This window comes from Rhizorhapis sp. (assembly GCF_035276005.1).
Taxonomy (GTDB): Bacteria; Pseudomonadota; Alphaproteobacteria; order Sphingomonadales; family Sphingomonadaceae; genus Rhizorhapis.
On record NZ_DATEMB010000061.1, the window covers coordinates 87,550 to 107,179 of the forward strand.

At 61.9% G+C, this 19,630-nt stretch carries 21 protein-coding genes; 13 read left to right on the forward strand and 8 right to left on the reverse strand.

All coding sequences use genetic code 11. The features are described 5' to 3' along the window. Nucleotides 1-3: 3 nt before the first annotated feature. Together aspS and VJS46_RS14115 are read left to right on the forward strand one after the other, a co-directional pair. Entirely contained in the window at nucleotides 4-1,782 is a 1,779-nt protein-coding gene (gene aspS / locus VJS46_RS14110; RefSeq protein WP_324060702.1) for an aspartate--tRNA ligase, read from the forward strand. A gap of 125 nt (nucleotides 1,783-1,907) precedes the next feature. Then, nucleotides 1,908-2,690 (forward strand): polyphosphate kinase, encoded by a 783-nt coding sequence (locus tag VJS46_RS14115; protein ID WP_324060703.1) that lies wholly within the window; start codon nucleotides 1,908-1,910, stop codon nucleotides 2,688-2,690. A 124-nt stretch (nucleotides 2,691-2,814) separates the two neighbouring features. Here the strand turns inward: VJS46_RS14115 and VJS46_RS14120 are convergent, their stop codons facing one another. From VJS46_RS14120 to VJS46_RS14135, 4 genes are read right to left on the reverse strand one after another with little or no spacing between them, the layout of a single operon-like run. After that, a complete protein-coding gene (locus VJS46_RS14120; RefSeq protein ID WP_324060704.1) occupies nucleotides 2,815-3,303 on the reverse strand; it encodes a GAF domain-containing protein in 489 nt (162 codons plus the stop codon). Nucleotides 3,304-3,315: 12 nt separating this feature from the next. After that, the gene (arfB, locus tag VJS46_RS14125) at nucleotides 3,316-3,729 is read right to left on the reverse strand and encodes an alternative ribosome rescue aminoacyl-tRNA hydrolase ArfB (protein ID WP_324060705.1); all 414 of its coding nucleotides are present in this window, start codon (nucleotides 3,727-3,729) and stop codon (nucleotides 3,316-3,318) included. Beyond that, nucleotides 3,722-4,390: an RNA pseudouridine synthase gene (locus VJS46_RS14130; protein ID WP_324060706.1), complete on the reverse strand. Its 669-nt coding sequence runs from the start codon at nucleotides 4,388-4,390 to the stop codon at nucleotides 3,722-3,724. The genes arfB and VJS46_RS14130 overlap by 8 nt, the downstream gene beginning before the upstream one ends. A gap of 58 nt (nucleotides 4,391-4,448) precedes the next feature. Further along, entirely contained in the window at nucleotides 4,449-5,483 is a 1,035-nt protein-coding gene (locus tag VJS46_RS14135; RefSeq protein ID WP_414708028.1) for an SPOR domain-containing protein, read from the reverse strand. A gap of 214 nt (nucleotides 5,484-5,697) precedes the next feature. On the opposite strand from VJS46_RS14135, the gene VJS46_RS14140 reads away from it, so the two are divergent. From VJS46_RS14140 to VJS46_RS14150, 3 genes are read left to right on the forward strand one after another with little or no spacing between them, the layout of a single operon-like run. Next, nucleotides 5,698-6,417 (forward strand): ParA family protein, encoded by a 720-nt coding sequence (locus VJS46_RS14140; protein ID WP_324060708.1) that lies wholly within the window; start codon nucleotides 5,698-5,700, stop codon nucleotides 6,415-6,417. A 15-nt stretch (nucleotides 6,418-6,432) separates the two neighbouring features. Next, nucleotides 6,433-7,035 carry a hypothetical protein gene (locus tag VJS46_RS14145; RefSeq protein ID WP_324060709.1) on the forward strand — a complete coding sequence of 201 codons (603 nt, stop codon included), beginning with the start codon at nucleotides 6,433-6,435 and terminating at the stop codon, nucleotides 7,033-7,035. A gap of 15 nt (nucleotides 7,036-7,050) precedes the next feature. Next, a complete protein-coding gene (locus tag VJS46_RS14150; protein ID WP_324060710.1) occupies nucleotides 7,051-8,250 on the forward strand; it encodes an SPOR domain-containing protein in 1,200 nt (399 codons plus the stop codon). Nucleotides 8,251-8,291: 41 nt separating this feature from the next. Here the strand turns inward: VJS46_RS14150 and VJS46_RS14155 are convergent, their stop codons facing one another. The 4 genes from VJS46_RS14155 to VJS46_RS14170 form a co-directional block, all read right to left on the reverse strand. Continuing rightward, complete coding sequence (locus tag VJS46_RS14155) at nucleotides 8,292-9,521, reverse strand: dihydroorotase (protein ID WP_414708027.1); 1,230 nt, start codon at nucleotides 9,519-9,521, stop codon at nucleotides 8,292-8,294. Beyond that, nucleotides 9,518-10,513, reverse strand: a complete 996-nt coding sequence (locus tag VJS46_RS14160) for an aspartate carbamoyltransferase catalytic subunit (RefSeq protein WP_324060712.1) — start codon at nucleotides 10,511-10,513, stop codon at nucleotides 9,518-9,520. The genes VJS46_RS14155 and VJS46_RS14160 overlap by 4 nt, the downstream gene beginning before the upstream one ends. Nucleotides 10,514-10,717: 204 nt before the next feature. Continuing rightward, complete coding sequence (ruvX, locus tag VJS46_RS14165; protein WP_324060725.1) at nucleotides 10,718-11,179, reverse strand: Holliday junction resolvase RuvX; 462 nt, start codon at nucleotides 11,177-11,179, stop codon at nucleotides 10,718-10,720. Further along, a complete protein-coding gene (locus tag VJS46_RS14170; RefSeq protein ID WP_324060713.1) occupies nucleotides 11,176-12,282 on the reverse strand; it encodes a DUF3089 domain-containing protein in 1,107 nt (368 codons plus the stop codon). Before VJS46_RS14170 ends, ruvX begins: the two co-directional genes overlap by 4 nt. A gap of 233 nt (nucleotides 12,283-12,515) precedes the next feature. On the opposite strand from VJS46_RS14170, the gene VJS46_RS14175 reads away from it, so the two are divergent. The 8 genes from VJS46_RS14175 to VJS46_RS14210 form a co-directional block, all read left to right on the forward strand. After that, nucleotides 12,516-14,273 (forward strand): DUF4153 domain-containing protein, encoded by a 1,758-nt coding sequence (locus VJS46_RS14175; protein WP_324060714.1) that lies wholly within the window; start codon nucleotides 12,516-12,518, stop codon nucleotides 14,271-14,273. A 44-nt stretch (nucleotides 14,274-14,317) separates the two neighbouring features. Further along, a complete protein-coding gene (gene gatC / locus VJS46_RS14180) occupies nucleotides 14,318-14,605 on the forward strand; it encodes an Asp-tRNA(Asn)/Glu-tRNA(Gln) amidotransferase subunit GatC (RefSeq protein WP_324060715.1) in 288 nt (95 codons plus the stop codon). Next, nucleotides 14,605-16,086 (forward strand): Asp-tRNA(Asn)/Glu-tRNA(Gln) amidotransferase subunit GatA, encoded by a 1,482-nt coding sequence (gene gatA, locus VJS46_RS14185; protein ID WP_324060716.1) that lies wholly within the window; start codon nucleotides 14,605-14,607, stop codon nucleotides 16,084-16,086. The genes gatC and gatA overlap by 1 nt, the downstream gene beginning before the upstream one ends. Nucleotides 16,087-16,093: 7 nt before the next feature. Beyond that, nucleotides 16,094-16,312: a hypothetical protein gene (locus VJS46_RS14190; RefSeq protein ID WP_324060717.1), complete on the forward strand. Its 219-nt coding sequence runs from the start codon at nucleotides 16,094-16,096 to the stop codon at nucleotides 16,310-16,312. A gap of 174 nt (nucleotides 16,313-16,486) precedes the next feature. Then, nucleotides 16,487-17,989: an Asp-tRNA(Asn)/Glu-tRNA(Gln) amidotransferase subunit GatB gene (gene gatB, locus VJS46_RS14195; RefSeq protein ID WP_324060718.1), complete on the forward strand. Its 1,503-nt coding sequence runs from the start codon at nucleotides 16,487-16,489 to the stop codon at nucleotides 17,987-17,989. Between the two features lie 111 nt (nucleotides 17,990-18,100). Continuing rightward, nucleotides 18,101-18,517 (forward strand): hypothetical protein, encoded by a 417-nt coding sequence (locus VJS46_RS14200; protein ID WP_324060719.1) that lies wholly within the window; start codon nucleotides 18,101-18,103, stop codon nucleotides 18,515-18,517. Nucleotides 18,518-18,535: 18 nt separating this feature from the next. Next, nucleotides 18,536-19,129, forward strand: coding sequence for a hypothetical protein (locus VJS46_RS14205; RefSeq protein ID WP_324060720.1), 594 nt, complete (start codon nucleotides 18,536-18,538; stop codon nucleotides 19,127-19,129). Between the two features lie 233 nt (nucleotides 19,130-19,362). After that, nucleotides 19,363-19,630 (forward strand): hypothetical protein (locus tag VJS46_RS14210; RefSeq protein WP_324060721.1); only part of this gene is annotated, 268 nt, incomplete at its 3' end.

The following is a 19,630-nucleotide window of genomic DNA, read 5'->3' on the forward strand; positions in this document are numbered from 1 at the left end:
TTTATGCACGCCTATCGTTCGCACAAATGCGCGGAACTTCGCGCAAGTCATGTTGGAGAGACCGTCCGCGTCTCCGGTTGGGTGCATAAGAAGCGCGACCATGGCGACCTGGTTTTCATCGATTTGCGCGACCATTATGGCCTTGTCCAGATCGTTACGGAAGTTGATGGGCCCGCTTTCAAGGTCATCGAATCGCTGCGCAACGAAAGCGTGGTGACTGTCACGGGGAAGGTCGTCTCCCGCGCGCCAGAGGCGGTGAACCCCAATCTACCGACTGGCGAGGTCGAGATTCGCGTTGAGCACGCCGTCGTCCAGTCGGTGGCGCAGGAATTGCCGCTGCCGGTCGCCGGGGAGCAGGAATATCCTGAGGACATCCGCCTGCGCTACCGCTTCCTCGATCTTCGGCGGGAGCGGGTGCATGCCAATATCATGTTGCGCAGCGCCGTGATCGCGTCGCTCCGCCGCCGCATGACCGATCAGGGCTTTACCGAATTCCAGACGCCGATCCTGACCGCCAGCTCGCCGGAAGGCGCACGGGACTATCTGGTGCCGAGCCGCGTGCATCCGGGCAAATTCTACGCGCTGCCGCAGGCGCCGCAGATGTTCAAGCAGCTCCTGATGGTGGCGGGTTTCGACCGCTATTTCCAGATCGCGCCCTGCTTCCGCGACGAAGACGCCCGCGCCGACCGCTCGCCCGGCGAGTTCTACCAGCTCGATTTCGAGATGAGCTTTGTCACGCAGGATGACGTCTTCAACGCGCTGGAGCCGGTTCTGCACGGCGTGTTCGAGGAATTCGGCAAGGGCAGGGCGGTGACCTCCACGCCCTTTCCGCGGATCGCCTACAAGGAATCGATGCTGAAATATGGTTCGGACAAGCCGGACCTTCGTAATCCGCTCGTCATCCAGGATGTGACGGAGCATTTTCGCGGCTCGGGCTTCGGCATCTTTGCCGGCATCGTCGAATCGGGCGGCGTCATTCGCGCCATTCCGGCGCCCGGCGCAGGCGCCGGCAGCCGCAAATTCTTTGACGACATGAATGTCTGGGCGCGTGGAGAGGGCCATGCGGGCCTTGGCTATATCAACATAAAGGATGGCGTGCCCGGCGGACCCATCGCCAAGAATCATGGCGAGGAAAAGACCGCGAGGCTGATCGACGCGCTTGGCCTTGGCCCCAATGACGGCGTGTTCTTTGCCGCTGGCAAGGAGCTTCAGGCCGCCAAGCTCGCGGGTGCGGCGCGCACGCGGGTGGGCGAGGAACTTGGCCTTATCGAGCAGGACGTCTTCAAATTCTGCTGGATCGTCGACTTCCCGATGTATGAATATGACGAGGAGAACAAGAAGATCGACTTCTCCCACAACCCATTCTCCATGCCGCAGGGAGAAATGGAGGCGCTGGAGACGAAGGATCCGCTGGATATCCTGGCATGGCAATATGACATCGTCTGCAATGGCGTGGAGCTTTCCTCGGGCGCGATCCGGAATCACAAGCCGGAAATCATGTACAAGGCGTTCGAAATCGCAGGCTATAGCAAGGAAGAGGTCGAACAGAATTTCTCCGGCATGCTGAACGCCTTCAAATATGGCGCACCGCCGCACGGCGGCTCGGCCCCTGGCGTCGATCGCATCGTCATGCTGCTCGCCGATGAACCCAATATCCGCGAAGTGGTGGTCTTCCCGATGAACCAAAAGGCCGAGGACCTGATGATGGGCGCGCCGAGCGAGGTTTCGATGAAGCAGCTTCGCGAACTCAACATCCGGATTGTCGAACCGCAGAAGGGGTGACATTGTGGGGTGGGCGTTAATTCCCACCCGTTCGTGTCGAGCGAAGTCGAGACACGCTGCGCTGTTTCAATGTCCCTCGACTTCGCTCGGGACAAACGGCCATAGTGAAGGGGTTCGGTAGCAATATGACCATCAACCTCGGCGACTATGAAGACGGCAAGAAATATGACGGCGACTATAATGCCGATCTGAAGAACCTTCAGGAACGCCTCGCCCGCATACAGGTGGCCCATATCGTCCACCGCCGCCGCAGCATGGTGTTGCTGGAGGGGTGGGACGCTTCGGGTAAGGGCGGCATCATCCGCCGCATGGTCGCTGAATGGGACCCTCGCTATTTCGAGGTCTGGCCGATTTCCGCGCCGACCCACGAGGAAAAGGATCATCATTTCCTCTGGCGCTTCTGGCAGAAACTTCCCGCTTGCCAGGACATCAGCGTGTTCGACCGTAGCTGGTATGGCAGGGTGCTGGTCGAGCGCGTGGAGGGCTTTTGCTCGCAGGCCGAATGGAAGCGCGGCTATGACGAGATCAATGAGTTCGAGGCCCAGCAGATCGACAGCGGCACTCATGTCGTGAAGCTGTTCGTCCATGTGACGCAGGAAGAGCAGGACGAACGCCTCGCTGCCCGTCTTTCAACGCCCTGGAAGCGCTGGAAAACCGGCCCGGACGACTATCGCAACCGCGCCCGCCGCGACGATTATCTCGCCGCCGTCCACGACATGTTCCGCCAAACCGATACGCGCTGGGCGCCCTGGCAGGTGATTGACGGCAATAACAAGAAAGCGGCGCGGATTGCGGCCCTTTCCCACATCGCCGACCGCCTGGAGGCGGCGGTGCCGATGGAAATGCCCGAGGCCGACCCGGAGGTGGTGAGGCTTGCGAAGGAAGCATTCGGCTACAAGGGGGAGTGATCGGGGCAGCTTGGGTTGGAGTGAGAGTTTCCCTGCGGCGCTATTTCCGTCGCCCCTGCCTCGGCAGGGGCGACGGGTGGTTTTCCTCAACGCCAACTTTGAGGACGTTACAAAACCCGCCCTTTCACCCACTCAAGGCCGAAGCCAGGCGCTCCATCAGCCGCTCCAGGCCAGCTACATCTTCCTCGTCGAACCGGGCGGGGAGGGGGCTGTCGAGGTCCAGCACTCCAGCCAGCCGTCCCTCATGAATGATAGGCACGACAATCTCGGACCGGGAGTCCGCATCGCAGGCGATATGGCCGGAAAAGGCGTGCACATCCGCCACGCATTGCGTCCGGCGGCTGGCCGCCGCGGTGCCGCATACGCCCTTGCCCAGCGCGATGCGGATGCAAGCGGGCTTGCCCTGAAATGGTCCCAGAACCAGTTCATCGCCGGTCAGCCGATAAAAGCCCGCCCAATTGAGGTCCGGCAGGAACTGCCACACCAGCGCCGCCACATTGGCCATATTGGCAATGGCGTCTTGCTCTCCCTGCGTGACCGCTTGCGCTGCGTTCAACAGGTCGCCGTAAAGCAGCGGCTTGGGCGCGCCGCGATCAAGCCCGAACGCGAACATGTCTATTCTCCTTCAGTCCAGCCGCACCCGGCCCCGGTTCTTCTTGACCGCACCCCGCGCGACCTTGCCTTCAACGCGTTTTGCCTTGGCGGTCTTGCTGGGCTTGGTCTTTATGCGGGGCGCTTGCCGTTCATGCGCCTTGGCGATCATCTCGACGAGGCGCTGACGGGCATCCTGCCGGTTTGCCTCCTGCGTGCGGAAACGCTGGGCGGTCAGCACCAGCACTCCCTCTCCAGTGACGCGCGACCCGGCAAGCGCCTTTAATTGCCGGAAGGCATAGGGCGGCAGGCCCAGCCGGTACAGGTTGACTCGCAACTGAACCGCTGTTGCCACCTTGTTGACATTCTGACCGCCGGGACCGCTGGCGGTAATGAACCGCTCCTCCAGCGCATCGGCGGGGATTTCATAGCTTTCCGGGTCAAACATCCAGCAGTTCCGGTCCAAAGCCCGCCATTATAAACCGCTCTGGCAGCGGCGCGGTTGCCTCGACCGGCGGCTTTCCCGCTCGTTGCAGGGACAGGAAGTGGCTGTGAAGCAGCATCGGCCCCTTGGTCCGGCCGCTTCCATAAACGGGGTCGCCGACAATTCCCGCGCCCAGCCCATAAAGCGCATGCGCCCGGATCTGGTGGGTCCGCCCCGTCTCCGGGAAAAAGCGAAGGAAAGCGCGTCCGTCCTTTTCCGCCAGCTTTTCCCAGCGCGTGACCGCTGCCTTGCCGCGAGGATCGGCGACCATGCGCCATCCCTCCTCGGCGCTGCTGACCTTGAACAGCGGCAGGTCGATGACCCCGGATGCCTCGGCGGGCACGGCTTCGATGACGGCGACATAGCCCTTCACCACTTGCCGCGCCTCGAAGGCAGCGGCAAAGCGCTTGTGCGCCTTGGGATTGCGCGCGAGCAGCAGGCAGCCGCTCGTGTCCCTGTCGAGCCGGTGCACGGCGGTCGGCCAGCGCTTGAACCCAAAGGTCAGGCTCGCAAGATGGTTCTCCAGGCTGATGCCGCCATTTTTCGGCGGGTCGACCGCAAGACCAGCAGGTTTGTCGAGGATCAGGGCCTCGCCGTCACAGAATATCACGCGATCCGAAAGCATGGCGCCGCTCTCGCACCGCAGCCCTTCTTGCGCAATGCTCAATTGCGCAGGCGGATTACTAACGCTGCTTCACGATACAGTCGGCGGCGGCCTTCCGCACGGTTGTGCAAAGTTTGAGCGCCGCCGCCTGGCTCGCGAGCGGACCGGCCTGCAGCCGCGTGACCGCATTTTCCTTCACCAGATAAGGCTGATAGGCGTCCAGCCCCTTTACCCGGGCGAGGAGATTGGTCCAGAGCGTCCGGGCCTTTGCTTCGTCGCTGAAGGCGCCAAGCTGTATTCTCCAGTTGCCAACGGGGAGCGCGGCGGTCTTGACCGCCGGCTTGGGCGCTTGCGCCTTGGCTGGCGCCGGCTTTTCCACAGGCTTTGCTGGCGCGGCAGGAGCGGGAGCGGGGGCCGGTGCAGGAACGGGCTGAACCATGGGCGCGCTTGCCACTGCCGAGGGCGGCAGATCGGTTGGCAGAATGGGCTTGGGCTTGCCCGATGGGGCGGGGGCGATGGAAGGCTGCGGCGGCATCGGCGTGGCGGCGAGGGCATTGCTGCGCTCCTGCTTTTCGAGGTCTGCGGCGAGCTTGGTCGCCTGCTGCCGCTGCTCCATCGGAATATATTGATCCATGAGAGACAGGCTGGTGGTCGCCTGCGGCAATCCCTGCGCCACGGCACGGGTCATCATCGCATAGGCGCGCACCCAATCCTTCTGGACATTTTCGCCGTTGAAGAGGGCCGTCCCCAGAATATATTGCGCGCGGGGCTCACCCCGTGCAGCGGATTTCTGGATATAGGGCATCGCCTCGACCCGCTTGCCGGAGCGGAAGAGCAGCAGGCCATAATTGTCCTCCGCGCGGATATGGCCCTGGGCGGCGGCCTTGCGGAACCATTCGGCCGCTACGGGCAGGTCCATGGGCACACCCCAGCCGAGCTTGTAAGCCTGTCCCAGATTGAACTGCGCATCAGGATCGCCGGTATTGGCCGCTGGCCGCCATTTGGCGACCGCCGTTGCATAATCGGCTTTCTCCCAGGCCTCGACGCCCGCCTTGACGTCGGCAGCGCTATTTTTCACCTGCGCGGCAAGGGGCATGGCCGACGCCAGGCACATGCTTCCAATCGCTGAAACAAGAAACTTCACGTCAACGGCCTCCCACCCCCAAAGCCCGGTTCATAAAGCTTTATATATCAGCAGCTAGTTAATTCCACATCGACCATTAGGGCCTTCACGGAATTGCCACCGCGCCTCTCCGCCGGTGTTAACCAGATATTAGCGGGCACCATGCCAATCATTCTCCAAACTCCGCAATTTCAAGGGGAAGATTGTGCGCGTCCTAGCTTTGGCATCACAAAAAGGCGGGTCCGGCAAGACCACATTGTCCGGGCATCTCGCCGTCCAGGCGCAAAATGCGGGGGCTGGCCCGGTTGTCCTGATCGACATCGATCCGCAGGGCTCGCTTGCCGACTGGTGGAATGAGCGCGAAGCGGAATATCCCGCCTTTGCCCAGACAACGGTTGCACGCCTTGCCTCCGATCTGGAAATCCTGCGGCAGCAGGGCTTCAAGCTGGCCGTCATCGATACGCCCCCCGCCATCACCATGGCGATCCAGAGCGTCATTTCCGTGGCCGAGCTGATCGTCGTGCCGACGCGTCCAAGCCCCCATGACCTGCGGGCGGTGGGCGCTACGGTCGATCTGTGCGAACGGGCGGGCAAGCCTCTGATCTTTGTCGTGAACGCCGCGACGCCAAAGGCGAAGATCACCTCCGAAGCCGCCGTTGCGCTTTCCCAGCATGGGACGGTCGCGCCCGTGACGCTCCATCACCGCACCGATTTCGCTGCTTCCATGATCGACGGCCGCACCGTGATGGAGGTCGATCCGAACAGCCGTTCGGCCCAGGAAGTAGTGGCGCTCTGGAGCTATGTCTCCGACCGTCTCGAAAAGAATTTCCGGCGCACCGTGTTCGCCACGCCCCAGATGGCGAACGGACATCTGGGCGCGCCGCGTCCCTTGGGCGGCTTCGGCCGTCGTGTGGTTGGCCAGTAAGTGGGGAACATGACCATGGGTGAACCAAAGCCATTTGCCTCCCTCACCTCCGGCCTTTTGGCGCGAAAGGGAACCGCCAAGCCCGCCATGCGCCGCCAATATCTGGGCGGCGGAGTGGCCCTTGGCCATGAGGATCTGGGCTGGAACGACATGGGCGAGGATATCGCCCCTGCCCAGCAGCATCCACATGCAGGGCTTTCGCCCTTGCCGAGCCATCCGCCCGTGCTTGAGCCGCAGCCGGCGCGGCTCGCTGCGCCCAGCGAAGCGAGCGAGACCGCCATTGCGTCTGTCGAGGTGCCAGCCGTCGTCGAGCAGCGCCAGATGCTGGCTGAAAAAGTAGCTAATGGACAATTCGAGGAAGAACCCGCTGCCCCCAAGGCGAAAGCGGGCAAAGCCAAGGCGCGGCCCGTTGGCCTCAAGCAGCGCAAGTCCAAGGCGGCCTTCACTCTCCGTCTGGACGCCGAGCGCCATCTGAAGTTGCGCCTCGCCTGCGCGGTTTCCAACCGCTCGGCACAGCAACTGGTGACGGAAGCCCTCGATGAGCTTCTGGAACAATGGCCGCATGTCGAACAACTCGCAGAGCAGTTGCCCCAACGGCGCGTCGCCGGACAGGCCTGATCGGAGAATAGGAAAATGAAGCGTTCCGCCTTCCTAAAATTCGCGGCTTCCTCCTTCATTCTGGGCTCGACCATGGCGGGATGCGCCAGCACCGCTCCGGGCACCGGAGGTCCCGCGGCGATGCGGCCCGCCCCATCGGCCGGCAGGGCGCTGGCCTCCGCCGAGGCAGCGGTAGCCGCCAGTCCCAATGACGCGCAGCTCCGCGCGCAACTGGGGCAGGCTTATCTCGCCGAGGGCCGTTTCGCATCGGCCGAACGCAGCTTTGAAGACGCCATGTCGCTCGGCCAGGTGGACGCCCGCGTGGTGATCGGCCTTGCCATGACACGGATCGCCGGCGGGCGGAGCGAAGCCGCCCGCTCGCTTCTGCAAGAGCAGATGGATGTGCTTCCGGCGGCCGATTATGGCCTGGCCATGGCGCTCGCAGGCGATGCGGACGAAGGGCTTCGCGTACTGCTGGCAGAGGCGCGGCAGGCCGATGCCACGGCCAAGGTAAGGCAGAACCTTGCTTATGCCCTGGCTCTTGCCGGTAACTGGCGCGAATCGAAGCTGGTAGCGAGCCAGGATCTTTCTCCCGCCGAGGCTGCAAAGCGAATCACGGAATGGGCCATGCTCAACCGTCCGGGCGCCAAGGCCGAGCAGGTGGCGCAATTGATCGGTACGACTCCGCAGGCCGACCCCGGCCTGCCCGTGGCGCTGGCACTGAATGCGGCGCCTGCGCCGGTCGAAATGGCGGCGGCTCCTGAGTTGACGCCGCCCGCCTATGTTCCTGAAGCGCCAGCGGAAGCGGAGAGCTTTGCGGAGGCCGCTCCGGTCGCAGAGCCAGCAAGGCCCGCACCGGCAATGATCCAGCCCGTCGCCATTCCTGCTGCAGCGCCAGTTCAGAAAAAGACCGGATCTTACCATCTTGCGGGTAGCTATGCCGTTCAGCTTGGCGCGTTCAGCAGTGCCGAGGGAGTAGATCAGGCATGGCGGAGGCTCAGCAGCCGCTATCAACACATCCGCACCTTCGCTTCGATTGCCAACAAAAGCCAGATCAGGGGCAAAACTTTCCACCGCCTGGCACTTTCCGGTTTCGACAGCCGGGCCGAAGCCGAGCGGCTTTGCGCCAGCTTGAGGGCCAAGGGTTCCGCCTGTTTCGTGCGGCGGATCGAGGGCCCGGCGAAGAGCCAGTGGGTGTCTCGCGACGTGCGGCAACTGGCCTATCGCGGTTCCTGAAGCGAACAGAACAACCCTGCGGGGAGCATGATTGGGGGCGGCTAGTTAAGGAACTGGCCGCCCTTCATGATTCTGCGGACCCGGCCCTGAACGGGCATGCGGTCAAAGGGTGTGTTGCCCGCTTGGGCCGCCATCCTGTTTGAATCCACCTGCCAGGGCACCTCAGGATCGATGAGAATGATGTCCGCCGCCGCGCCTTGGGCGAATGTCCCGGCATTGATACCCAGAATATGCGCCGGATTGGTGGTCAGCATGGAAAAGAGGCGGTTCATTCCCACAATGCCGTCGCGGGCGAGGTTGAGCGAAAGCGCCAGCAGCGTTTCCGCGCCCGCCATGCCCGGCGCGGCGTCGGCGAAGGGCAGGCGCTTGTCCTCTGGCCCGCGCGGGTCATGGCTTGAGGAAATGACGTCGACCGTGCCGTCGCCAACGGCAGCGATGGCCGCCTTGCGGTCCTCTTCGCTCCGCAGCGGAGGAGAGAGCCGGGCGAAGGTGCGGAAGTCAGAGACGGCGTTGTCCGACAGGAACAGATAAGCGGGGCTGACGCCGCAGGTGACCTTGAGACCCTCCGCCTTCGCCTGCCGCACAAGATCGAAGCCCTGGGCGGTGGTCACATTGCGGAAGTGGATGGCGGCATCGGCTTCGCGCGCCAGCATGATGTCGCGGGCGATCGCTATGGCCTCAGCGCAGGCTGGCGCGCTCGGAAGGCCCAGCCTTGTCGAGGTTTCCCCGGATGTGGCGACGGCATTGCCCGCAAGTCCATCATCCTCGGCATGGGCAATCACGACGAGGTCGAGGGCCGCCGCATAGCGGAGCACGCGGAACATGACGCCGGAATCAGCGATCCAGCGGCGGCCGGTCGCCACGGCGCGGGCTCCCGCGGCCTTCATCATGGCCATTTCGGCAAGCTCGCGGCCCTCGAGCCCTTTTGTCGCCGCCGCGAGGGGATGGACCCAGAAGTCGGGCTTTCCGGCGCGCGCTGCATGCTGCACGAGACCCGGATCATCGAGCACCGGCGACTGGTCAGGCATCAGAGCCGCGCGAGTGATGCCCCCGAAAAGAAAGGCGGGCTTGTCGGTCTTGAATACGCCGAGGTCAATGATCCCCGGCGCCACCAGCAGGCCCTTGGCATCGACGGTTTCCGCATCGGCGGGCACTTCCACGGCCCCCGCGGCAAAAATGGTTTCGCCCTTCAGCAGAAGCGTGCCCGCTTCGGCCCCCGTCCGCGCCGGATCGACCAGCTTTCCATTGGTGATGGCAATGAGCCCGTTCACGCCCATCCTTCCACCCCCCGTGCGGCGCGCGTGAGGACGTCAAGGCAGGCCATCCGCACGGCTACGCCCATTTCCACCTGTTCGGTAATGGCGGAACGCTCCGGATGATCGGCGACGCCGCTGGTGATCTCGACACCCCGGTTCATCGGACCCGGATGCATGACCAGCGCATCTGGCTTTGCCTTCGTCAGCCGCTCGGGCGTCAGGCCGTAGAGCATATGATATTCGCGCGGCGAGGGGATGAAGCCGCCGTCCATCCGTTCATTCTGAAGCCGCAGCATCATCACCACGTCGGCGCCCTTCAGCCCTTCGTCAAAATCCGTGAAGGGGATGGCGCTCATCCGGTCGATGGCCTCCGGCATCAGCGTGGGCGGCGCAATGACGCGCACTTCCGCACCCAGAGTGGAAAGGCCGATGATATTCGACCGCGCCACGCGGCTGTGAAGCACATCGCCGCAAATGGCGACGGTCAGCCCTTCAATACGGCCCTTGCGGCGGCGGATGGTGAGAGCGTCGAGCAGCGCCTGCGTCGGATGTTCGTGCCGCCCGTCGCCTGCGTTCAGGACGGGGCAGTCCACCTTGTCGGCGATGAGCTGCACCGCGCCCGAGCTTTGATGGCGGATGACGATGACGTCGGCCCGCATGGCGTTGAGCGTCACCGCCGTGTCGATCAGCGTTTCGCCCTTCTTCACGCTGGATTGGGCGGCGTGCATATTGACGACGTCCGCCCCCAGCCTTTTTCCCGCCACTTCGAAGGAGAGCAGCGTCCGGGTGCTGTTCTCGAAAAAGGCATTCATCTGGGTGAGGCCAGCCAGCCGGTCGTCATGCTTGGCCGACCGCCGGTTGAGGGCGACCCAATTTTCAGCTTCGTCGAGGAGGAAGCGGATTTCCCAAGGCTGGAGATGTTCCATCCCCAGCAAATGCCGATGCGGAAAATTCTCCCGGCCGGAAAGACCGGACTTGCTCGTCTTTGAGGGCGGGGAGGACTGCATTGCCGCCCCGCTTATTCCAGCCGGGGCGGAAGCTCAAGAGCGGAAAGGGGGACAGGGGGCATCGAACACGCATTAAGCAATATACACCCGTCGTCCCCGCGCAGGCAGGGACCCAGCTTTTTCCTCAGTCTTGTTAGAGAGAAGCGGGGTCCCTGCCTGCACAGGGACGACGGAAGATAAGGATGACGAAGATGGTGCCTATTATTACCCACCGCAGAGCGCATCGATCGCGCCTTGCAGGATGTAGCTGGCGGCGAGCTTGTCCACCAATTCTCCGCGGCGGGCGCGGCTGGCGTCTGCGTCGATAAGGGTCCGTGTCACCGCCTGCGTCGACCAGCGCTCGTCCCAGAGCAGGATCGGCAGGTCAAGGTCCGATATGTTCCGCGCAAAGGCGCGGCTGGACTGGCTTCGCGGAGATTCGCTGCCGTCCAGGTTGAACGGCAGGCCGATGACGATGCCCTTCACCTGTTGCTGCGCGATGAACTGTGCCAGGACCGCCTTGTCCTTGCTGAATTTGCTGCGTGCAATGGTGTGCGCCGGGCTGGCGATCGACCAGCCCGCATCGCACAGGGCAAGGCCGATTGTCTTCGTGCCGACATCAAGCCCGATCAGCCGCCCGCCCGTGGGCAGCGCGGCCCTGAACTCGGCCCTGTCGGTGGTGATCAGTGCGCCAGGAATGTCTTCAGCCTTTCACTCGCATCCGCGCGCACATTGGCCCAGAACAAGGCATAATCATAGACATGGTAATTATTGCCGGGCAGCACATAGGGCCCAAGGTCGGGCGGGTCGCCGACCAGAAGGAAGCCGTCCCGGTTGCAGCGGGCGGGAACAGCCGCCCGGACCAGTGTCGCCTCCGCCATTGCTTCGTCAGGCTTCAGGGTGCCGAGATTCCGGCTTGCCGCTGCCGCGCTGTCGGGTGCGCCGGTGAGCGGGTTCACGCAAAGCATGCGTGTCCCTTTGCGTGTCTTTCCGGTAAGGCCGACGCTTTCATTATAGACGTCCCATATGGCCTTTGGGTCGGCGGGTTCCGCAAAGCTCTGCCAGCTTAAGATGCAGCGGGCCTGCGACCTGCTGTGGCAGGCGGGTAGGCCAAGGGCGGGCAAGTCGCTTTCAACGGAAACCGGCCAGCCGACCACATAGGCAGCGACAATCCGATCCGCGATCGAGGTGCCCGCGACCCGTTCCTTGAGAAGGCGGACAAGGTGCAGCGAACCCTGGCTATGGGCCGCGAGGATCAGCGGCCGGCCGGGATTATGCGCAAGGAACTGGTTGAAGGCGGCGACGACATCCTCATAGGCCGCGTCAAGCGCACGCCTCGCCTCTGCCTTGCCGGTCAGAAAGGCGCCGAAGGTCGCCTGGCGGTATCGCGGCGCCCATATTTCACCCAAGCTATTGAAGGCGCTCGCCTGGCTGCGGATGAACAGCCGCGCCCGGTCGGCCGATTCGGCATCATCGAGGGGCGCGTTCCAACTGTTCCGCTGAAGATAGGAGGTGGGATGGATGAAGAAGATCGCCGCAGGCCCCACTTTTCCGTTCGGCACGCCGGCAGGAATCCAGAGCGCGGGGTTTTCTCCGTGAATGTCCGGCCGCGCATACCACATGGCGGGCGCCGCATAGGCGCTTTGGGGGAGGGGCTTTAGCGGCACATAGTTGGTGCTCGGGACCATGGCAGCCGTCATCAACTGCTCTCCCCAGAGCCGGTAGACAAAGGCGGCGGCCACGGCCAGCATGGTCAATATAGCAACGACATAAAGAAATTTGCGGGCCAAATGGCTCTCCGATGGTGCAGTGCAGCATAATGAAAGGGACACGCAAGCGCGAGTGCGTTTTCTGCATGCAAGATGAGCGGATTGGCAATAGGGTTGGAAGGAAAGAGGGGGAGGGCAGCTACTGGCCGGACCGCGCATAGATAAAATAATGCCGTCGTCCCCGCCTGCGCAGGGACGACGGCATTGCGCCTCGATTAAGATCTTCAAATAGCCTTTGTGGACAGGGAGGACGAATGGCAACGCAAGCAGATCATCAGGACTGGCCCGCCAGAAGCTGGCTTCTCTTCCTGCTCGGCGGGGCGGCGGGACTCCTCGTGCACTGGCTGGGCGATACGGCAGGGGCGCAGGCGGACAGTCTGCGCTTGGCGATGGCGACTTTCATTGGGGTTGCGGCGACTGTGTTCGGCTTCACGCTCGAGCGGCGGGAGGAGGTTTCGACCATTATTTTCGCACTGGTGGCGGGCATCGTCGTGGCATCGGTCATCTACTGGAATGGCGGTCCTGACGATTGGGATGCCGCCAATGGCTGGAGACTGCTCTGCGCCGCCATAGCGGTGGCGATTGCAGCGCCGCTGTTTCAGGTGTGGCGGGAAAGACCGGCTGGAGCGCCGGGCTGGCGCGCCGCCTTTCCCTATCCGGCGGTGCATGACCGGGCCTGGACCAACATCGTCCTGTGGTGCCTCGCCTGGGCCTTTGCGGGCGTCGTCATGCTGCTGGCGCTGCTGCTTTCGGAGTTGTTCCAGCTTATCGGCATCGGGCTGTTGAAGGATGCGCTTCGTGAGGACTGGTTCATTGCCGGGCTTCTTGGCGCGTCGCTGGGTGCAGGGGTGGGCCTGCTTCGGGACCGTGATCCCATGCTGGCGCTGTTGCAGCGGGTGGCGATGACAGTGCTGTCCGTGCTCGCCCCGATCCTGGGTGCAGCGTTGCTCCTGTTCGTGTTGGCCTTGCCCTTTACGGGACTTGCGCCGCTATGGGATGCGACGCGTTCGACCACGCCTATATTGCTGTCGACGATTGTAGCCGCGATCCTGCTGATCAACGCGGTGATCGGCGATTCGGCGGGGGATGAGGCAAAGCTGCCCGCGCTTCGCTGGGGTGCGATGGCGCTCAGCGCAACATTGTTGCCGCTGGCGGTGATCGCTGCGGTGTCGACGGGCCTGCGGATCGATCAATATGGCCTGACGCCCGACCGGCTGTGGGCGGTTGTGTTTACCGCAATCGCCATGGGCTTTGCCATTGCCTATGCGGTGGCGCTCGTGCGGCGTCGGATGGAGTGGGCTGGCCCCGTCCGGCGCGCCAATCTTGTCCTGGTCTTTGTTCTTTGCCTTCTGGCTTTCGCTCTTTCCACGCCGCTGCTGAGCTTTGGCGCATTGTCGGCGCGCGATCAGGTGGCGCGGCTGAACGACGGGCGGACACGCCCCGAGACCTTTGACTGGGCCGCCCTGTGGTTCGATTTCGGTCCGGCAGGCAAGCGGGCGGTGCGGGATCTCGCCGCAAGCGGGAACAGCGCCGAAGTCAGAAAACGGGCGAGGGAGATCCAGCAGGTCAAAAATCGCTGGGATGCGGTCAATCTGGACCAGCGCCGGATGGCCGCCGAAACCCTGGACCGGCGGCTCACCATCTTGCCGGAGAAGGTGGCCCTGCCAGAGGATTTGAAGGTTCGCCTTTCGGGCAGTGACATGTGTGGATCGTCGGAGGCTTGTGTCCTGCTCTACCGGCCGGGGGAAAACAGCGCGGTGCTGATCAACACTCCGTGCCAGAATTGCGATCCCATGATCCGGCCCGTCTATGCGGTGCAGGGCAGATGGCAGGAACGGCAGGGCATGATGCCAGTGGCGGTTTCGCCTGTCACAGCGCCGGGGCGCTATCCCAACGAGACGGAACGGCGCACCGTTGCGGAAGCCATAAGGCAGGGGAAGCTGGAAATCCGGCCTGTCGAACGTCGCCAGTTGTTCATTGACGGGAAGCCTGCTGGACAGCCATTTGAATAGCAAAGCCGCTTGAAGCCGCCCCGCGCGGGTGCTAGCGGCTGCCTATGTCTGTCGATCATGCAACCGTCAAGAAAATCGCCAGCCTCGCCCGTCTCGCGATCAGCGATGCAGAGGTGGAGGCGCTGGCGCCTGAGCTCAACAAGATTCTCGGCTTTGTCGAGCAATTAGGGGAGGTGAACGTCAGCGGTGTCGAGCCGATGACTGCGGTCATTCCCAACAAGCTGCGCCTGCGCGAGGATGTGGTGACCGACGGCAATGTGCGGGAGAAGGTCCTCGCCAATGCGCCCCAGGCGGAGCATGGCTTTTTCGCGGTGCCGAAGGTGATCGAATAATGGCGGAACTTACCAACCTCACCGTGGCGGAAATCCGCGACGGCTTCCGCAAGGGCGACTTCACCGCACGCGAAGTGGCGGAGGCGTTCAACGCCAATGTCGCGGCCGCCAAAGCGCTCAACGCCTTCATTGTCGAAACGCCCGACCATGCGCTCGCCGCCGCTGACGCTGCCGACAAGGCACGGAGCGAGGGCAAGCTGCTGCCGCTTTCGGGCGTCCCCATTGGTATGAAGGACCTCTTCTGCACGCAGGGGGTCCAGACCACCGCTGCCAGCCACATTCTCGAGGGGTTCACGCCCACCTATGAATCCACCGTCTCGCGCCATCTGTTTGAGGCGGGGGCCGGGATGCTGGGCAAGCTGAACCTGGACCAGTTCGCCATGGGTTCGTCCAACGAGACCAGCTATTTCGGCAATGTCATCTCGCCCTGGCGGCGCAAGGACGGCGGTAATGCGGACCTGGCGCCGGGCGGAAGCTCCGGGGGCAGCTCGGCGGCGATTTCGGCGCGCCTCTGCCCCGCTGCAACGGGCACGGACACCGGCGGCTCGATCCGGCAGCCCGCAGCTTTTGCTGGAATTTCCGGCATCAAGCCGACCTATGGCCGCTGCTCCCGCTGGGGCATTGTCGCCTTCGCCAGCTCGCTGGATCAGGCGGGACCGATGGCGCGCGACGTGCGCGATTGCGCGATCATGCTGGAGAATATGGCCGGTTTCGACCCGCGCGATGCGACGTCGCTCGACCTTCCCGTGCCCCAATGGGAGGCGGGGCTTGCCAGCGATCTTTCTGGCAAGCGCGTCGGCATTCCCAGGGAATATCGCGTCGATGGCATGCCTGCCGAGATCGAGGCGCTTTGGCAGCAGGGCATCGCCTTCCTGAAGGACGCAGGTGCGGAGATTGTCGACGTCTCCCTTCCGCACACGCAATATGCGCTGCCGACCTATTATATCATCGCTCCTGCGGAGGCATCGTCGAACCTCGCCCGCTATGACGGCGTCCGTTACGGACAGCGTGAACTTCCAGAAGGCGCGGGCCTGCAGGACATGTACGCAGCCACGCGCGCCGCCGGTTTCGGTGCGGAGGTGAAGCGCCGCATCATGATCGGCACCTATGTGCTCTCCGCGGGCTTCTATGACGCTTACTATACCCAGGCGCAAAAGGTCCGTGCCCTCATCGCCCGCGATTTCGAGAAGGCTTGGGAAAGCTGCGACCTGCTGCTGACCCCTACCGCGCCGAGCGCCGCCTTTGCGTTGGGCGAGAAGCAGGACGATCCGCTGGCGATGTATCTGAACGACGTCTTCACCGTCCCCGCCTCGCTCGCAGGCCTTCCGGCGATGTCGGTGCCCGGCGGTCTGGATGCGCAGGGCCTTCCGCTCGGCCTCCAGATCATCGGCAAGCCGCTTGACGAGCAGGGCGTGCTGAACGCGGGCCTCGCGATCGAGGAACGGGCGAGGTTTGAGGCGCGGCCGGGCAAGTGGTGGTGAGATGGGCTTGACCAACGCCGCAGAGTGGATTGCATGGGCGGGAGTTGTAATTCCTTTGGCAGCGCTTGCCTGGTCGGCCGTTTTTTATACATTATCTAAGCGTCGAGAAATTCTTCACCAAGAATACCAGCGATTTTTCCAGATCATGGATCATCTTGGAAAGGATGGTGGGAGCATCGCTTCAAAAATGGCTGCAACGGCTGAGTTTTTGAGGTCGAAAGCATGATCAAGCGTTTTCGAAAATCGACGGTCATGGATCAGCAGGGCAGGATATTCGTGAATTCAGATTTACGAAAGGTCATGGGCCTTCAAAATGGCGGTCCAGTCGAATTTTTTATCAATGGACAGGGTGAGGCCGTCATACGAGCCGCAAACCGTAAATCAGCCGGACGCAAATTTAATGACTGAATCAACCTACCGAATCCAGGGCGCAACCGGCGAGTGGGAGGTCGTGATCGGCCTTGAGGTGCATGCGCAGGTGACGAGCCAGGCGAAGCTCTTTTCCGGCGCCGCGACTGCTTTCGGCGCCGAACCTAATACCCAGGTGAGCCTAGTCGACGCCGCCATGCCGGGCATGCTGCCTGTCCCCAACCGGGAATGCATCCGCCAGGCGGTGCGCACCGGGATGGCGATCAATGCGGTCATCAACCAATGGTCGCGCTTCGACCGGAAGAATTATTTTTACGCCGACCTGCCGCAGGGTTACCAGATCAGCCAGCTTTACCATCCCCTGGTGGGTGAGGGCGAGATCGAGGTGACGCTGGACGAGAAGGACCCGGACAGCCCCACCAAGCGCATCGGCATTGAGCGTATCCATGTTGAGCAGGATGCGGGCAAGCTGATGCACGACCAGCACCCGACGCGCTCTTATGTGGACCTCAACCGCTCGGGCGTGGCGCTGATGGAAATCGTCAGCCGCCCCGATATGCGCTCTCCGGTCGAAGCGGGGGCCTATCTTCGCAAGCTCCGCACCATCCTGCGTTATGTGGGCTCGTGCGACGGCAATATGGAGGAAGGGTCCATGCGCGCGGACGTCAACGTCTCCGTCCGCAAGCCCGGCGAGCCCTTTGGGACCCGTACGGAGACGAAGAACGTCAACTCCGTGCGCTTCGTCATGCAGGCTATTGAATATGAAGCCAACCGGCAGGTGGACGTGCTCGAATCGGGCGGAAAGATCGTGCAGGAGACGCGCCTGTTCGACCCCGACAAAAGCGAAACCCGCTCGATGCGGTCGAAGGAAGACGCGCATGACTATCGCTACTTCCCCGATCCCGACCTGCTGCCGCTGGAACTGGACGAGGATTTCCTCGCCGAATGCCGCAAGTCGCTGCCGGAGCTTCCAGACACCAAGCGCCGCCGCTATGAAACGGAACTCGGCCTCTCCTCCTATAATGCAGCCGTTCTGACCGCCGAGGCTGAAACTGCCCGCTGGTTCGAGGCGCTGCTGGCAGAAGGCGCGCGCATTCAGAAGAAGAGCGAGGCGGAGGTCGCGAAAGCCTCCGCCAACTGGCTGCTCTCCGAACTGTTCGGAGCGCTCAACCGCCTCGGCAAGACGCTGGAGGACAGCCCCGTCAGCCCGCAGCAGGGCGCCGAACTGCTGGCGCTGGTGGCGGATGGCACCATTTCCGGTACGCTCGCCAAGCAGGTTTTCGAGATCATGCTGGAGACCGGCGACAATCCGGAAAAGATCGTCGAGGAAAAGGGCCTTAAACAGACGAGCGATACTGGCGCGATCGAAGAAGTGATTGCGGGTGTTCTGTCGGCCAATGCCGACAAAGTCGAACAATATCGCGGTGGCAAGGAAGCGCTGTTCGGCTTCTTCGTCGGACAGACAATGAAGGCCATGGGCGGCAAGGCCAATCCGAAGGTGGTTAATGAATTGCTGAAGAAGGCGTTGGGCTGAGGGCTGTCATATAGTCTTTCCCTCAAGAGTGAAATTCTGCTTTTCTAATTTGCATCATTCGTTATTTTGGACATCAGCGGACCAGTTGACTGATTTCGCAGGGGGAATTCAATGTTCAAATGTATAATTGCTATGCTCGCGGTCTGCGCCAGCGTGCCTGCATTCGCTGGCGATGCGCCAAACGCCCTTACCCACGGCATGGTGCAAATGACATTGAAAGTTGGTGAGACGACTCAGGCGCAGGTTCTGGAAACTTTCGGCGCGCCTAATATTACGACCCTTGACGGCGCGGGTCGGGAAGTATGGGTGTATGAACGTAACGCGACGGTCACGTCCGATAGCAGTTCGGGGTTCTCTATTGGAATGCTGCTTGGAGGGGGCGGAAGCGATGTCGGAGGTGGTGCGGGTCTGGGTTTCGGCAAGCGAAAAAGCAATGCCAGTTCATCGTCGCGCAACATGACAATGATCATCAAGTTCGGGCCTGATAAAAAGGTCGCGGATTTCAAATCGAGAACCAGTTCGTTCTAGATTTAATAGGGGGTTATCATGAAGAGGATTTTTTCAGCGGCACTGATGATGGGGTGCATGGCTTTTTCTGCGCCTGTCGAGGCTGCCAAGAAGCCGAAATTATCTGGACTGGAACTTCAGCAAATCCAATCAAAAGATTTTGAGGTTGGAAAGGATGTGAGTTTTCCAGCAGTCATGAGTGTGTTGCAAGATGAGGGCTATCGAATTTTATCAGCCGACAAGGATACTGGCCTAATCACGGGGCAGGGTTCTTCGAAGGGAAAATTAACGTATAACATACTTTGGGGTTTCGGTAACAAGAAGCGTTCTCCTGTGGTTTCGGCCTTTATTGAGTCAGTCAGCGAGAATGTTTCACGAATTCGTTTAAGCTTTGTAATGGCGGTTACGAAGGGTGGAATTTACGGTCAGCGATCGGCCGATGAAGAGCCGATAACTGACGCTGCCGCTTATACTGATGCGTTTGAGAAGATTAGCAAGGCCATATTCGTCCGGCAGGCGATGGATTCGTCTGGCGCGGGGAACGTGCCAGTGCCCGCTACTGACTCATCGATTTCGCCAACTTCTCAACCCGTCGCTGCCACGAAAGCTGAAAATGCCGGGCAGGACAATTGAGTAAGAGTAAGGCTGCAGGCGCTCTATTCGCTGTCAGCTTGGGGTTGGGGCTTTTCGGTTACCCGCAAGCCTCTTGGGGGCAGCATCGGACCGATGCTCAGGTTAAGGTGATATATAACTATACCCCTTTTTCCGTCATCGGACGGAAAAAGGCGGGGTTCCTCTGCGCTCCTAACGGCAAACTCGTGTGGAGTGATATTGCGCCGCCAGTCCCTGCAATGATGAACTCCATAATGGAAAAGGTCGTTTTAAACGAAATTCAGAAAAATGGCCTAGATATGGGAAACACACAGATCACCGCGTATGTTGCTGCTGTAGAGTTCTCCCTTTGTGCAAAAAATTGGGCGTTTGGTGAGCAGGACATCTTCAAAGGACGAGGAACTCTTGCGGTTGAGTGGAAGTTCACAGGTCACAATTCTGTTTGGAACGATGGCTTGGCCAATACCCATAGCATTGTTGAACTGGATGGAACGAAACCGCCTCTTGAAGCGGCCTTCGAGG

Excerpts from the sequence above, each read along its gene's own strand:
- aspS (WP_324060702.1), top strand. The coding sequence starts at position 4 with ATGCACGCCTATCGTTCGCACAAATGCGCGGAACTTCGCGCAAGTCAT.
- VJS46_RS14130 (WP_324060706.1), bottom strand. The coding sequence starts at position 4,390 with ATGCTTTCGGATCGCGTGATATTCTGTGACGGCGAGGCCCTGATCCTC.
- VJS46_RS14120 (WP_324060704.1), bottom strand. The coding sequence starts at position 3,303 with ATGTTCGCGTTCGGGCTTGATCGCGGCGCGCCCAAGCCGCTGCTTTAC.
- VJS46_RS14205 (WP_324060720.1), top strand. The coding sequence starts at position 18,536 with ATGAAGAGGATTTTTTCAGCGGCACTGATGATGGGGTGCATGGCTTTT.
- gatC (WP_324060715.1), top strand. The coding sequence starts at position 14,318 with ATGTCTGTCGATCATGCAACCGTCAAGAAAATCGCCAGCCTCGCCCGT.
- VJS46_RS14115 (WP_324060703.1), top strand. The coding sequence starts at position 1,908 with ATGACCATCAACCTCGGCGACTATGAAGACGGCAAGAAATATGACGGC.
- arfB (WP_324060705.1), bottom strand. The coding sequence starts at position 3,729 with ATGTTTGACCCGGAAAGCTATGAAATCCCCGCCGATGCGCTGGAGGAG.
- VJS46_RS14150 (WP_324060710.1), top strand. The coding sequence starts at position 7,051 with ATGAAGCGTTCCGCCTTCCTAAAATTCGCGGCTTCCTCCTTCATTCTG.
- VJS46_RS14145 (WP_324060709.1), top strand. The coding sequence starts at position 6,433 with ATGGGTGAACCAAAGCCATTTGCCTCCCTCACCTCCGGCCTTTTGGCG.
- VJS46_RS14135 (WP_414708028.1), bottom strand. The coding sequence starts at position 5,483 with ATGTGCCTGGCGTCGGCCATGCCCCTTGCCGCGCAGGTGAAAAATAGC.
- VJS46_RS14200 (WP_324060719.1), top strand. The coding sequence starts at position 18,101 with ATGTTCAAATGTATAATTGCTATGCTCGCGGTCTGCGCCAGCGTGCCT.
- VJS46_RS14175 (WP_324060714.1), top strand. The coding sequence starts at position 12,516 with ATGGCAACGCAAGCAGATCATCAGGACTGGCCCGCCAGAAGCTGGCTT.
- gatA (WP_324060716.1), top strand. The coding sequence starts at position 14,605 with ATGGCGGAACTTACCAACCTCACCGTGGCGGAAATCCGCGACGGCTTC.
- VJS46_RS14160 (WP_324060712.1), bottom strand. The coding sequence starts at position 10,513 with ATGCAGTCCTCCCCGCCCTCAAAGACGAGCAAGTCCGGTCTTTCCGGC.
- gatB (WP_324060718.1), top strand. The coding sequence starts at position 16,487 with ATGACTGAATCAACCTACCGAATCCAGGGCGCAACCGGCGAGTGGGAG.